This window comes from Pseudomonas sivasensis (genome assembly GCF_021391435.1).
GTDB classification, from domain to species: Bacteria; Pseudomonadota; Gammaproteobacteria; order Pseudomonadales; family Pseudomonadaceae; genus Aquipseudomonas; species Aquipseudomonas sivasensis.
This window is the reverse complement of the sequence record NZ_CP090029.1, coordinates 483,824-498,209: the sequence shown is the minus strand read 5'-3', so window position 1 is coordinate 498,209 and position 14,386 is coordinate 483,824. Positions and strand designations below refer to the sequence as shown.

Here is a 14,386-nt window from a genome sequence, read left to right as displayed (position 1 = left end):
TATTACCGTCAGGGGGTATCCATCAAGGTGACCGGCCGTCTCATGGGTGCCGATTCAATAGCTGGAGTACGTAGTTTCTAAGTAAGAAATTTGGCGTCAATATTTTGTTGTTCCGTCAGGAGAATTACTTTTCCGTCAAGGTATTGACCTATTGGGCGTCATCCTAAACAATCCGCCCGGTAATGTCACATTGATATTTAAACGGCCTCGCGACTTTCTGTTTGCGCCCTCCGGCGCCCTAGAAAAACGGGCATTTCGAGTTGCCACTCCAATGCAATATTCCAAGTTTGTTGCGGTTTTTCAGGCAACCAATCCCCGGGGAAACATCAGAATGCGTTTGCACCTTCTTAAAGCTGTGCCTTTTGCTCTAGCCGCCAGTTTCGTCCAGGCTCAGACCCTGCCCGAAGCCATGCAAGATGCCGTGAAAAACCACCCGGAGATCCAGGCCGCAATCAATGCGCGCATTGCTGCTGACTATCAGGTCAGAGAGGCCCAGGGCGGTTACCTGCCTAAAGTCGACCTGCTGGGCGGCTATGGCCGTGAAAGCTCAGACAACACCTCGACCCGCGCCGCCAGCAACAGCCACGATTGGAAAACCCTGAACCGCGGCGAATCGACCATCCGCCTGCAACAAAATTTGTTCCAGGGCTTTGGCACCATCAATGAAGTCGGCCGCCAACAAGCCACCGCCAATTCCCGTGGGTATGCGCTGCTCAATACTTCCGAGCGCACTGCACTGACCGTTGCTCAGGTTTATCTGGATGTCTTGACCCGTCGCGAGATGGTGCAGTTGGCAGAAGACAACCTGAAGAGCCACGAACGCATTTTTGACCAGATCAAACTGCGCACCAGCCGTGGCGTCGGAAGAATGGCGGACATGGACCAGGCTGAAGCCCGACTGGCTCAGGCGCAAAACAACCTGATCACCGAGCAGACCAACCTCGCTGACGCCAACACCAACTACCTCAGCGTTGTCGGCAAAGAGCCCGACCAACTGGAACGCCCACTGGGCGTGGTGACCCTGCTGCCAGCCAGCCTGGAAGACGCGCGCCGCCAGATGATTGCTGACAGCCCGGTGCTGCGCTCGGCCGAATCGGACATCGCCGCTGCCGAAAAGCAGTACGAAGCCGCCAAGTCGACCTTCTACCCGCGCTTTGATGCAGTGCTGCAACGCTCGGCCAACAACAACATCGGCGGCGAAGAGGGCCATGACAATGGCTACTCCGCGATGCTGAACATGCAGTTCAACCTGTATAACGGCGGCAGCGACAAGGCCAGCCTGCAGTCCAAGGCTTCCCAGGCCACCCAGGCGCTGGATATCCGCAACAACGCCTTGCGTCAGTTGAACGAAGAGTTGGGCCTGGCGTGGAACGCTTACAACAACGCCAGCCAGCAAGTGCCGATCGCGCAGCAGTACGTCGACCGCAGCACCAAAGTGCGCACCTCGTACCAGCAGCAGTTCAGCCTCGGTGAGCGTACACTGCTCGACTTGCTCGACAGCGAGAACGAACTGTTCACCGCTCAGCAACGTTTGGCGCAGATCAAAAGCCTCTACGTTTACACCCAGTACCGTATCAAGGCCGACATGGGCCAATTGCTGAGAAGTCAGGGCGTAGTCGCTCCGATGGCATCAGTTGTGCAAAACGATATTAAACCGTCGGTAAACCTGCCAGGGATGAACTGATTCTTGACGGCGTTGGACCACACAACCGTTTAAGAGAGAGTCAGCTTGGATTCCGAAATAGGTTTGGCGCCACTTCACCATGACCCGCGCGCTCAGCATGACGACCCATTGCTAGATGGGTTGTTGGCTCTCTGTTCGCTGCATTACAAGCCTGCCAGCCGGGCCATGCTGACCACCGGCCTGCCCTTGGCGGGGCAGCGCCTGAGCCCGGACTTGCTGCCGCGCGCAGCAGCCCGGGCGGGTTTGCAGGGGCGTTTGCTGCAGCGCAAGCTGGAGCAGATCCCTTCCATCGCATTGCCGGCCTTGTTGCTATTAAAGGAAGGACGCAGTGCGGTGCTGTTGGGATGGGAGGGTGATACCGCCCGCCTGCTGCTCAGCGAAAGCGACGGCGGCGAAGTCCAGGTCACCCGTGAGGCGCTGACTCAGGATTACAGCGGTCGGGTTTTCTTCGCCCAACCGCAGCATAAATTTGACGTCACCAGCGGCACGCTGATCCCCCGCGCACGTTCGTGGTTCAAAGACACCCTCAAACGCTCCCGCTGGCTGTACGCCGACGCTATCGCCGCAAGCCTGGTGATCAACCTGATCGCTCTGGCTGCGCCGTTGTTTGTCATGAACGTGTACGACCGCGTGGTGCCGAACCAGGCCACCGCCACCCTGTGGGTGCTGGCCATTGGTATTTGTGGCGCCTACCTGTTCGACCTGCTGCTCAAGAGCATGCGCAGTCTGTGCCTGGACCTGGCGGGCAAGAAAACCGACCTGATCATTTCCGCGACGCTGTTCGAGCGCATCGTGGGTATGTCGATGAAAATGCGCCCGGCGCGCGTCGGCAGCTACGCCTCCAACATCCACGAGTTTCAGGGGATGCGCGACTTCCTCACCTCCCTGACCCTTGCCAGCCTGATCGATTTGCCCTTTACCCTGATCATCCTCGGCGTGATCGCGCTGCTGGGGGGCCACTTGGTGTGGATTCCCATCGTCGCCTTCCCACTCGCCCTGGGCATCGGCCACTTCCTGCAAAAACCGCTCACGGCAACACTTGAGCGCACCATGGCCCTGGGTGCCGAGCGTCAATCGAGCCTGATCGAGACCCTCGCCGGGCTGGACGCGGTAAAGGTCAACAACGCCGAAAGCGAACGTCAGTACCAGTGGGAACAAACCATTGGCACCCTCAGCCGCCTAGAGCTGCGAGTCAAAGTGCTGTCCGGCCTGGCGATGAACATCACTTTGCTGATCCAGCAAGTGGCGGGCGTGGCGATGATTATCTTCGGCGTGTACCAAATCATCGATGGCACCCTCAGCATGGGCGGCCTGGTGGCGTGCTACATGCTCAGCGGCCGTGCGCTTGGCCCCTTGGCCCAGCTGTCGGGCCTGCTGACGCGCTACCAGCAAGCCAAGGTGACGATGGTCTCGGTGGACCAGATGATGGAACTGCCGCAGGAACGCAACTTCGACGAACGCCCGCTTAGCCGCAAAACCCTGCAAGGCGCGATGACGTTCCGCGAGGTCGACTTTACGTACCCGAACCAGCAAACCCTGGCTCTGCGCGGGATCAACCTGAATGTTCGTCCCGGCGAGAAAATCGGCATCATCGGCCGCAGCGGCTCGGGCAAAAGCTCGCTGGCCAAGCTGCTGGTCGGCCTGTATCAGCCGGACTCCGGCTCGTTGCTGGTGGACGGCGTAGACATCCGCCAGATCGACGTCAGCGAATTGCGCCACAACATCGGCTACGTCGCCCAAGACATCCAACTGCTGGCCGGCACCTTGCGTGACAACCTGCTCTCGGGTGCGCGCTACGTGGACGATGAGATGGTGCTGCAAGCCGCAGAACTCGCCGGCGTGCATGAGTTCGCCAGGCTGCACCCACAAGGTTACGAGCTGCAAGTGGGCGAGCGCGGGCAGAACCTCTCCGGCGGTCAACGCCAGAACGTTGCCCTGGCCCGTGCGCTGCTGCTGAACCCGCCGATTCTGCTGCTGGACGAACCCACCAGCGCCATGGACAACACCGGTGAAGAGCGCCTCAAACAGCGCTTGCAGTCGGTGATCGAAAACAAGACGGTGATTCTCGTCACCCACCGTGCTTCGCTGTTGAGCCTGGTAGATCGCCTGCTGGTGATCGACCGTGGCCAGATCCTCGCAGACGGTCCAAAAGCGGCCGTTATGGAAGCGCTGAAAAAGGGGCAGATCAGTGTTGCTTAAGTCCGGCCCAGGCCGTTGGAAAGACGTCATCTTCCGCTACTTCAAGGGCAGCGACTCGCTCGATGATCAGCCACTGCCCGAAGTCGAAAAGGCGCTGATCGACGACGCACCACGCATCGTGCGCCTGACCATCTGGGCCGTGATCGGCTTCTTCGTGTTCCTGCTGCTGTGGGCACACTTCGCGATCATCGACGAAGTGACCAAGGGCGAAGGCAAGGCGATCCCCTCGTCGCGCATTCAGAAGATCCAGAACCTGGAGGGCGGCATCGTTGCCCAGATTTACGTGCACGAAGGCCAGATCGTCGAAGCCGGCGCGCCGCTGATTCGCTTGGATGACACCCGATTTGCCTCCAACGTCGGCGAAACCGAAGCCGACCGCGTGGCCATGGAACTGCGCGTGGAGCGTCTCAGCGCGGAAGTCGACAACCGCCCGCTGAACATCACCGATGCCGCACGCAAAGCCGTGCCTAACCAGGCCTCGAACGAAGAATCCCTGTACCTCAGCCGCCGCCAGCAACTGGCCGATGAGATTGGCGGGCTGCAACAGCAACTGCTGCAACGCCAGCAAGAGCTGCGCGAATTCAGCTCCAAGCAGGAGCAATACCGCAACAGCCTGAACCTGCTGCGCCAGGAGATCGGCATGTCCGAGCCACTGGTACAGCAAGGCGCAATCTCCCCGGTAGAAGTGCTGCGCCTCAAACGCTCGGAAGTTGAAACCCGCGGCATGCTCGACGGCACCACCCTGGCCATCCCACGCGCCCAGGCGGCGATCAACGAAGTGCAGCGCAAGGTCGACGAAACACGCGGCAAATTCCGCAGCGAAGCCCTGGCCCAGCTGAACGAAGCCCGCACCAACCTGAGCAAGGCTCAGGCAACGTCCAAAGGCCTGGAAGACCGCGTCAGCCGCACCATGGTCACCTCGCCCGTGCGCGGTATCGTCAAGCAGATGCTGGTCAACACCGTCGGCGGCGTGATCCAGCCCGGCAGCGACATGGCCGAAGTCGTCCCACTGGACGACACACTCCTGGTCGAAGCGAAAATCCGCCCACAAGACATCGCCTTCCTCCACCCCGGCCAGGAAGCCATGATCAAATTCACCGCCTACGACTACACCATCTACGGCGGCCTCAAAGGCAAACTCGAAACCATCGGTGCCGACACCGTGATGGATGAAGAGAAGAAAAACACCTTCTACATCATCAAACTGCGCACCGACCGCAGCCACCTGGGCACTGATGAGAAGCCCTTGCTGATCATCCCCGGCATGGTGGCGTCGGTGGACATCATCACCGGCAAGAAGAGCATCCTGAGCTACCTGCTCAAACCGATCATCAAATCCCGTGCAGAGGCAATGCACGAGCGTTGATTCTTGGCGGGTGACGCGTAGAAATGTGGGGAGATTTGCGAAAACTTGGGTTTTCGCAAAAATAGTCAGATTTCAGGGGTTTACAGAACCTTTTCAGTCGCTATAATCGTCGCCCTAACACGCCGGTATAGCTCAGTTGGTAGAGCAACTGACTTGTAATCAGTAGGTCCCGGGTTCGACTCCTGGTGCCGGCACCATACAAGGTTCCAGAGAAGGCTTTCAAAATCTCTGGAATCCCCGAAAAACCCGCCTTCTGGCGGGTTTTTTCGTTTTGGCGTTCCGTGAACTCCGCCAAAACCTTATGGATACCATCGATTTTGGGGTTGGGTAGTTAGATAAAGAGGGAGTGTTCTTAAAGCGCACACCACTGCCCCGCTCTCCGATTCGGCTTGCCGTTCAGCCAAGCCCACCGCCGCACCTAGCTTTTAGACGACGACCGCGCCATATAAGACAAAGCCCCTGTAGAAATGCAGGGGCTTTGTTGTTTCTGGAGTTCCACCCTGATCAGCCTGAACCTGCCATCGGCGGGCAATAGATCAAAATGCCCCTATCCCGTCGTTTCCGCTTTTTCGGTATAACCAATTCCCTCGCGTTGTGAACGGACCTCTATGAACGCTTTGAAGTTGATCTTCCTACTGGTGATTTTCCCGTTGCTGCTGACAGCCCTGGGTGGCTGGGAGCGCGAGCGGGCGGAGTCCGCTACTGCGGCGTCGATTGATTACCAGCGCCACCTCGTTACTTATAAACAACAGTTGCAAGAGGTGGCGGCCATGCAACGTGTGCCCACCGCTGATGCGCCAGAGGGGCTGATCAGCGTTCAGGAAGCCATCGCTCGACTGGAAAGAAACGAAGCTGAATTGCCCACTGCGCAACGCGTCAATCATGCACGGCGCGTCATCGCGCTCTGGGTGATAGGCCTGGGACTGGTCGCCGCTTTGATTGGCGTAACCGCATTGCTTGCTACGCACTGGGCGGGACGACGTGCGCAGCAATCGCGCGAAACATTGTTGCAGGTGTTCTCCATCGGCAGCCGATCGTTGCCCTACGTGCTGGTGAGCCATGTGGTGGCAATGGCGGCGACCGTCGCCTTGGCGTTGAGCTACGAAGGCTTGGCGATGTGGCATATCGGCCGGCTGGGTAGTGGCGAGGTCAAGCTGATGGCGGTGCTAGGGGTCATTGCGGCGTTTTGCTTGTACTCGATCTGGCAGTTGCTTAAACAGTTGCGCCACATGCTGGGGATGTTCACGCCTGAACCGCTGGAGATGTTCGGGCAGGTGGTGACGCCCGAGCAGGCGCCGGGGTTGTGGCGCCATGTGAACGAAGTGGCGGGCAAACTCGGCGCGCTGCCACCGGACCATATTGTGGTGAGCCTGGCTCAGGGCTTTTACGTGACGTCCAGCGAGGCCACTGTGCAACCGGCGAACACTTCGCTGCAGGGGCGCACCTTGCATGTGCCGCTGTTGTTCCTGGGCCTGTTGAGTCGCGAGGAAGTCGGCGCGGTGATCGGCCATGAGCTGGCGCACTTTGCTGGGAAAGACACGGAATACAGCCTGCGTTTTTTGCCGATCTACGACGGGGTCAATCGCAGCCTGGAAGCGCTGTTGAACACGATGCTGGCCAGCGATGTTATCCAGGGATGGCTGATGCGGCCGTCGTTCATGTTCGGTGTGTTTTTCATGCAGCGCTTTGATGACGCAGTTAACCACTGGAGCCGTGAGCGCGAATTGCTGGCGGATGCGGCTGGTGCGCGACTGGTAGGCAGTACAGCTGCGGCGTCAGCGCTGTTGCGGGTGTCGGTGTTGCAACCGCACATAGAGGACTCACTGCTGGCATTGTGTGACGCTGCCTCGGCGACAGATCTGCCCGACGCCGTGCTCGCGACCTTGCGTGAGTGCCAATTGCAACTGCCGCCCGAAGCCTTGGCGATTCATCAACCGCACCCAACTGACTCCCATCCCTCCAACGGCGAACGCCTGCAGGCGCTCAACGTTTCGCTGGACGATGCCCTGCGCAGCGCAACCCGCGCGGTGGATAGCGACGCGGCGAATGCTCAGATAGATGCCTGCTTCAGCGCACCACAGGCCCTGCGCGCGCAGCTGTCTGGCGACGTGATGGAAGTGGCCGAGTCAGAGAACACCGCGCATACCCATCTGCTGGAAACCCTGGCCGCTTCGACCGAAGGTGATCGTAGATTGCATGAAGGAGGAAAGTGGCGCGGGGTACTGATGGCGCTGTCGGGCCTGCCCTTTGTGTTGGCTGCACTGTTTATCTTGAGCCGGGTCTGGCTCGCCCCGGAGCGTTTGAAAGGCACGCCGCTGTCGGCAGTCGGCGCGGGCGCTTGCCTGGGTGTTATTGGGCTGGCCCTGCTGTGGCTGGGGATCCGCCGATTCATGCGGGCGCCGCAGACCGCATTGCGCCTGACGCCGGAACATTTTGTGTTCAATAACCTGGCGCAGCCGCTGCCCATCGAACATATCGAAGAGATTTCGCTGCAATTCGTCCAGGGCATTTGGATAACGCTTCAATTGACGCCCGAGGCGCCATTACCTGCAACGCGCAAGACAGCGTTCGGCGTTCCCGGTGTGCGAATTAATAAAAAGAAACGCCAAGTGCTGCTGCTGATGGCACAGCTCTGTATCGACAATAAAAAGATAGAGCCCTATGAAGGGTTGTCCTTGATGCTCGACTACAAGAATGCCGCGTTGGCGCGCACGATTTTGCAGAGCCGCCAGGACTGATACGCGCACATAAAAAAACCCCGAACCAGTCGGGGTTTTTTATCGCCTGGAATCAGGCGTGACGTGCGATCAGTTAGAAAACGTTGATCGGGTAGTCGGCGAACAGACGGATTTCGTTACCGCCTACGTTGTACTTGTCGGCATTGCTGGAAACGCGCAACCACGAGGCACGAGCACGCAGGCTCAAGTCTTTGGCTGGGCCGCTCTGAACGACGTATTTGAACTGGTTGAAGATCTCGCGCTCGGTGCCGTTGCCACGGCCACTGCCGTCGTCAATGTTGGTGCCGCGAACGTAGGCCACGTTGTAGGTCAGGCCAGGCACGCCGAAGGTGCTGAAGTCCAGACCGTAGCCGGCTTGCCAGGAGCGCTCGTCCTTGCCGTTGAAGTCGGACCAGTAGGAGTTGGCCAGCAGGATGGTGTTGCCGCCGTCGCCGATGCCGGTGTCCACGGTATTGTCACGGTAGCCGCCATACAGGTAACCGGTATCGCCGGTACTGCGCTGATGGGCCAAGGTGAAGCTGTGCGCACCAACAGCCCATGTAGCGCCCAGGCTCCAGATTTTGTTGTCGCGCGCGTCGCCATTACCGCGTTGCTCGGCGAAGCTCCTGTCCAGCTTGGTTTTGTAGCCGTTGAAGTCAAAGGTCAGCGACTGTTTCTCTGGCAGGGCCAGCACGTAGTTGACGTTGACGTATTGCTTCTTCAGCACGTCTTGCATGTCGGAAGCGTACAGCGCAGCCGACAGGCTTTCGGTGAATTTGTAGCTGCCGCCCAGGTAGCTGATGTTCTTCAGGTTACCGCTGTCGGTGCCTTCAGCACCTTTTTGGGCTTCCTTGGTGAAGCGACCTGCGTCCAGTTGCAGACCTTCGATCTCTTTGGAAACGATCGAGGTACCGGTGTAGGTTTCCGACAACAGACGAGAGTTGTCGTACTGCAGCACAGGAACGGCCGGCATTTGATCGCCGTACTTGAGCACGGTGTTCGATACGCGGAATTTCACCGCGGCGCCGCCCTTGGCCAGGTCGTCGGCTGCTGCGCCGCTGTCACCTTGCTTGAAGAAGTTAATACCGCCCGCGCCGCTGCGGCCTTTACCACCGTCCAGACGGATAGCGTACTGACCGATCACGTCCACACCCACACCAACGGTGCCTTGGGTGAAGCCGGACTCAAACTTGCCGATGAAGCCCTGGCCCCATTCAGCTTTGTCTTGCTTGCCGTTTTTGTAGTCACGGCTGATGTAAGCGTTACGTGCTGCGATGTTCAGGTGGCTGTCTTCAACGAAACCCTTGGATTGCTCCTGGTCGTTTGCCATTGCTGCCGATGCGCTCAAAATCCCCAGAGCGATCAGACTCATCCGTTGCTTCAACATTTTCTTGTATTCCTTATTTCTGGTTGAGTACGCACTGTGACACCAGGCTCCATGTCGCTTTTCTGGTGTCGACTTTTCCGGAAAAAAGAAGGCCCGCGGACGACTGAACATGCCGCGGGCCTTTTTTTATTAGATGAGTCATGGCGGTTAGCCACAGGCGTTGGGCGCAATCCTAGTCGCGGGTTGAACTATGTGTCAATTTCGCGAATCGTCTGTATTTAGGCGAAATAATTCTAAGCAAAGGCCTATAGCCTGTCTGAAAACGACAAAATTCTCGTCGCATACAAGAAGAAAACACATCCAGTAACACATATCAAAGTGGATACGTTTGGCAATAGATAACGCGCGCAAATGCAAAGCATTACCATTAGCGCGTTTTCTCCTCCCAAACATTTTGGATACTTTTCCCAATGCCTGCCCCTCGCCTGACACCCATGACTCTTGGGCTTTCTTTTCTGCTGTCTGCCGGTTTTGCCTGTGCGGCCACCACCTTGCCCGAGACCTCGATCAGCGCCGAAGTTGACGAAGATGACCCGCGCATCAAGGAAACCAGCACCGCCACACGCACCGCCACTCCCGTGCGTTATGTGCCTCAGGCAATTGATTCGGTGAAGACTGAGAACCTGCGGTCCTACGGCACCAACGACCTGGGCCAGGCGTTGAGCGGCATCCCCAACGTGAGCAGCGGCGCCGATACACGTTTCGACAGTGTGCGCATCCGTGGTTTTGACGCGAGCAATGACTTCTACCTGGACGGCATTCGCGACGACAGCCAGTACGTGCGCGACCTGCATAACATCGAGCGCATCGAAGTGCTCAAAGGCCCGGCAGCAGTCCTTTACGGGCGAGGCGGTCAGGGAGGGATCGTCAACCGCGTGAGCAAGTTGCCAACGGCCGGGCACAAATCGAGCATCGAGGCGCAAGGCGGCAGCAACGATTTGCGCAGCCTGTATGCCGACCTGAGCACGGACCCCACCGATAACATCAGCCTGCGCCTGAACATGGGTAACCAGGACAACAACAGCTTTCGCGACGACGTCAGCGGCAGCCGCCAACTGTTTGCACCGTCCATGAGCTGGCAACTCACGCCTGACCTGAACTGGCTGGTGCAATACGAATACAGCCGCTACAACCGCACGCCTGATCGCGGCGTGCCCGGCGTCAACGGGCGCCCAGCGGATGTGAGCCGCAGCACCACCTACGGCGACAGCCGCGATTACATCGACGACAAAACCCAGTCCCTGCGCTCCAAGCTCACCTACGAGCTCAACGACAACTGGCAACTGCGCCAGACGCTGGGCGTGTTCAAGCTCGACAGCGATTTCGACAATACCTACCAAACCGGCTACAACCCTGCGAACAACCGCGTGACGCGCCAACGCTGGCAACAGGACCTGACCACCCTCAACATTTTCAACAACGTCGAGCTCGAAGGCAGTTTCAGTACCTATGGCCTGGAACACCGCCTGCTCACGGGCCTTGAGCTGGGCAGCCAACGTCGTGATCCAAAGCTATACAGTGGTGGCCTGACCGTGCCGGCCATTGACCTCAACCAGCCGAATCGTCATTTGAGCCATACCGGGCGGATGAGCGTGTCGAGCGACAACCACACCGAAGTCGAAAGCCGCGCCATTTACGTCCAGGACCAACTGCGCCTGAATGATCAATGGCAAGTGCTGGCCGGCGTGCGTTACGACGTGTTTGAAGTGAGCACCAAAAACAAGCTGCTCAATGTTCAGGAGGGGGTCGACAGCCGCAAGGCCAGCCCACGTTTCGGCCTGGTGTGGACGCCTCTGGAAAACCACTCGTTCTATGCCTCGTGGAGCAAGACGTTCTCACCGGCAGGGGGTGGTTTGATCGGCATCACCCCGAACGCCGCCGGCAGCGTCAACGACCTGAGCCCCGAGCTGACCAAGCAGAAAGAAATCGGCGTGAAGAGTGACTGGCTCGACGACCGCCTGAGCACCACTCTGGCGGTGTACGAACTGGAACTCTACAACCGCCGCACCAACGACCCGCTTGACCGCACCATCATTCTGCTCAGCGGCCTTCAGCGTTCGCGTGGCGTGGAGCTGACGGCCACCGGCAAGATCGTCGGCAATTGGTATGTACGCGGCGGTGTTGGCGTGCAGGATGCCAAGGTCGAGAAAGACAACAATGGCTTTGAAGGCAAACGCGTCAGCGACGTCGCCAAGCGCAATGCCAGCCTGTTTATCACCTGGAAACCGGAAATGGGCTGGTACGCAGAAACCGGCCTGACGCTGGTGGGCGACCGTTATGCCGACAGTCTCAACACCGTGGTCCTACCGGGTTATGGCAGTTGGGATGCGCTGGTCGGGTTCCGCCATAAAGAATGGGACGTGCGGGCGGCGCTGAACAACATTACCGACAAGACTTACTACGAATCAGCAACCAGTGTGGCGCAGATTCAGCCGGGGGAGCCGCGTAACCTGGTGGTGACGGGGACTTACAGCTTTTAATTTAAGTGTGGGAGGGGCTGCTTCGCCGCACAACGCAGGCGAGCCCCCTCGCCGCAGCAGGCTCGCTCAAACCTTTGATGGCCGTGCTGTTCAGTTTTTGAGCAGGTCACACAACGCGTGCACTTCATCATCACTGAACAACCCTACCGGGTAGCGTTCACTCATCACGCTGCGCAGATCCGATTGCCGCCGGACCTGCCGCGCGCCGTGTTCCTTCAACCAGTGCCCCAGCGCATGGATCGTATCGTTGTTAACCCGTAAAGGGTGGAAGGTGCGCGTGTAGATCGGGTTGATATCGGCGTTCATTTCAGCGCTCTCTCCTACTGCTTGAGCGGCTAACTTACTCAAGGTTTATGACAGAACTGTGCAGTTCTCACCTTGGGCCACTGAGGCAACACCGATACAAGAGCTATGCCAATGTCGCGTGCTTGCGGGCTTATGGGCACAAAAAAGCCCGCGGCCTTACTGGGCCGCGGGCTTGCTGCAGACGCTGAAACCGAGTAGCACCCGGCCGCCGGAAAGGCGCTGTTACAACTGCACTCAGTTTTTGTGCGGGGCGGGCTGCTGCTGGGTCAGACAGTGGATATTACCGCCACCCAGTAACAGTTCACGGCCCGGCACCATCACCACTTCGTGTTGCGGGAACAGGTTCTGCAGGATGGCCTTGGCTTCGTTGTCCAGCGGGTCGTCGAAGCTTGGCGCGATGATCCCGCCGTTAACGATCAGGAAGTTGACGTAGGAACCGGCTAACCGCACGGTCGGATTACGTTCCTGGGTGCCGTCCACCGGGTCAACACCTGCGCATTCTTCTTCAGTGGCATACAACGGCCCTGGGATCGGCATTTTGTGCACTGTGAATGGGCGTCCCTGAGCGTCGGTGCTGCTTTGCAGCACGTCCATCGCCGCGTGGCAGCGGGCGTAGTTCGGGTCTTGCGCATCGTCGGTCCACGCCAACAACACTTCACCTGGGCGCACGTAGCAGCAGAAGTTATCCACATGGCCGTCGGTTTCGTCGTTGAACAGGCCGTCCGGCAGCCAGATGATCTTATCCACAGCCAAGTTGGCGCTGAGCACCGCTTCGATCTCGGAACGGTCAAGGTGCGGGTTGCGATTGCGGTTGAGCAGGCATTCTTCAGTAGTGATCAGGGTGCCTTCGCCATCGACATGGATCGAACCGCCTTCCAGCACAAAACCTTCGGTGCGATAACGCGGTGCTCGCTCGATTTCGAGGATCTTGCCGCCCACCTGCGAGTCGCGATTCCACGGCGAGTAGAGGCCGCCATCAAAACCACCCCAGGCGTTGAAATCCCAGTTCACGCCGCGCACTTCGCCGCTGTTGTTGATCACGAACGTCGGGCCAGTGTCGCGTACCCAGGCATCATCGCTGGACATTTCCACCACACGAATATTCGGCACGTCCAAACGAGCGCGGGCGTTTTCGTACTGGCCGGCAGAAACCGCCACGGTCACCGGCTCAAAACGCGCGATGGCCTTGGCCACTGCCACATGAGCCGCCTGCGCCGGTTTACCACCCAGACGCCAGTTGTCCGGGCGCTCGGGCCAGACCATCCAGGTTTGCGTCTGTGGTGCCCATTCGGCGGGCATATGGAAGCCATCGGCGCGGGGGGTGCTGTGCAGGGTGGTCATGGCGATCAGGACTCCGAATGGGGGAAAAGGCCGACTTTATAACGGATAAAAATCGGCTTTAAAAGCGATCAAAAAGCATGATCGATAAATATGACAGGTAATAGCCGATAACAATCGATTAATTACAGCTGCTCATTGAGTACCTTCGACAACATGTCGACAAAAAAATCCACGCTGTGTTTAGAGGTAACCATCGGCGGCTTGATCTTGAGGATGTTCAGGTAGTCACCAGTAGGTTGCATGAAAATCCCCAACGCGCGCAGGCGGTCACATAGCAACGTGGTCTCTTCGGTCGACGGTTCCAGGGTTTGTCGATCGCGAACCAACTCCAGGCCAAGATAAAAACCGGAACCGTGAACCGCGCCCACCAAGGGATGGCGATCAATCAGTGCTTCCAACCGCGCCTTGAAATGCCCTCCGACAACTTTGGCGTTTTCCCATAGTTTTTCTTCCTCCATCACGTCCAGCACCGCCATGCCGATGCGGCAACTCACCGGGCTGCCCCCGACGACGAGAAGAAATACCCTCCAGCCTCCAGTGCCTCGGCGATGCAGACGCCGCCCTGAGCGCGAACCAACCCGTACACCGCTCAGCGCCTTGATGACCTTGGGTACGCGCACGCCATGCAGTGTGTTGAGGGCTGCGAGCTGGGCCTGCAACTCCACAGCGGCGTACTCGCCCCGGCAGATTTTCAGAACAAACCGGCCGCGGGAGCTGTCGACTTTGTAATTGAGGTCTTGCTGGCTGCCCAATGACTGCAACGTGCCAGAAAGGCCGTTTTTTAGACGTGTATATCGCCATTGTTCAGGGGGCTTGCGCAACCCCCACATGCACACGGTCCTGACCAGCGCCACAACACAAGCTATGCTCCATTCGCTAAACGTCCGCCTAAGGAAAAGGGCCCCA

At 58.6% G+C, this 14,386-nt stretch carries 8 protein-coding genes, 1 tRNA gene and 2 pseudogenes; 6 read left to right on the top strand and 5 right to left on the bottom strand.

Annotated features, from left to right (window positions below; genetic code table 11):
• The first annotated feature begins 331 nt into the window (after positions 1–331).
• The 5 genes from LRO94_RS02255 to LRO94_RS02235 all read left to right on the top strand — a co-directional run bounded on the left by LRO94_RS02255 (position 332) and on the right by LRO94_RS02235 (position 7,987).
• Positions 332–1,684 carry a TolC family outer membrane protein gene (locus LRO94_RS02255; RefSeq protein WP_032884990.1) on the top strand — a complete coding sequence of 451 codons (1,353 nt, stop codon included), beginning with the start codon at positions 332–334 and terminating at the stop codon, positions 1,682–1,684.
• A 45-nt stretch (positions 1,685–1,729) separates the two neighbouring features.
• The gene (locus LRO94_RS02250; protein WP_179179655.1) at positions 1,730–3,883 is read left to right on the top strand and encodes a type I secretion system permease/ATPase; all 2,154 of its coding nucleotides are present in this window, start codon (positions 1,730–1,732) and stop codon (positions 3,881–3,883) included.
• Positions 3,873–5,249, top strand: coding sequence for an HlyD family type I secretion periplasmic adaptor subunit (locus LRO94_RS02245; protein ID WP_032884988.1), 1,377 nt, complete (start codon positions 3,873–3,875; stop codon positions 5,247–5,249). Before LRO94_RS02250 ends, LRO94_RS02245 begins: the two co-directional genes overlap by 11 nt.
• A 121-nt stretch (positions 5,250–5,370) precedes the next feature.
• A tRNA-Thr gene (locus LRO94_RS02240) sits at positions 5,371–5,446 on the top strand.
• 411 nt (positions 5,447–5,857) lie between these two features.
• Positions 5,858–7,987: a M48 family metallopeptidase gene (locus tag LRO94_RS02235; protein WP_179179656.1), complete on the top strand. Its 2,130-nt coding sequence runs from the start codon at positions 5,858–5,860 to the stop codon at positions 7,985–7,987.
• 73 nt (positions 7,988–8,060) lie between these two features.
• On the opposite strand, the gene LRO94_RS02230 is transcribed toward LRO94_RS02235, so the two are convergent.
• Positions 8,061–9,353, bottom strand: coding sequence for an OprD family porin (locus tag LRO94_RS02230; RefSeq protein ID WP_032884986.1), 1,293 nt, complete (start codon positions 9,351–9,353; stop codon positions 8,061–8,063).
• 410 nt (positions 9,354–9,763) lie between these two features.
• Between LRO94_RS02230 and LRO94_RS02225 the strand changes: the two genes are divergently transcribed.
• Complete coding sequence (locus LRO94_RS02225) at positions 9,764–11,833, top strand: TonB-dependent receptor (protein ID WP_179179657.1); 2,070 nt, start codon at positions 9,764–9,766, stop codon at positions 11,831–11,833.
• A 90-nt stretch (positions 11,834–11,923) separates the two neighbouring features.
• Here the strand turns inward: LRO94_RS02225 and LRO94_RS02220 are convergent, their stop codons facing one another.
• From LRO94_RS02220 to LRO94_RS27920, 4 genes and pseudogenes are all read right to left on the bottom strand, one after another.
• On the bottom strand, positions 11,924–12,139 hold the full coding sequence (locus LRO94_RS02220) for a hypothetical protein (protein WP_032884982.1): 216 nt from the start codon (positions 12,137–12,139) through the stop codon (positions 11,924–11,926).
• Positions 12,140–12,373: 234 nt separating this feature from the next.
• On the bottom strand, positions 12,374–13,480 hold the full coding sequence (gene aguA, locus LRO94_RS02215) for an agmatine deiminase (RefSeq protein WP_179179658.1): 1,107 nt from the start codon (positions 13,478–13,480) through the stop codon (positions 12,374–12,376).
• Positions 13,481–13,602: 122 nt separating this feature from the next.
• Positions 13,603–14,030: pseudogene (locus LRO94_RS02210) on the bottom strand (aminotransferase class III-fold pyridoxal phosphate-dependent enzyme); the annotation flags it as partial.
• Positions 14,031–14,070: 40 nt separating this feature from the next.
• Positions 14,071–14,310: pseudogene (locus tag LRO94_RS27920) on the bottom strand (hypothetical protein); the annotation flags it as partial.
• Between the last annotated feature and the right edge of the window lie 76 nt (positions 14,311–14,386).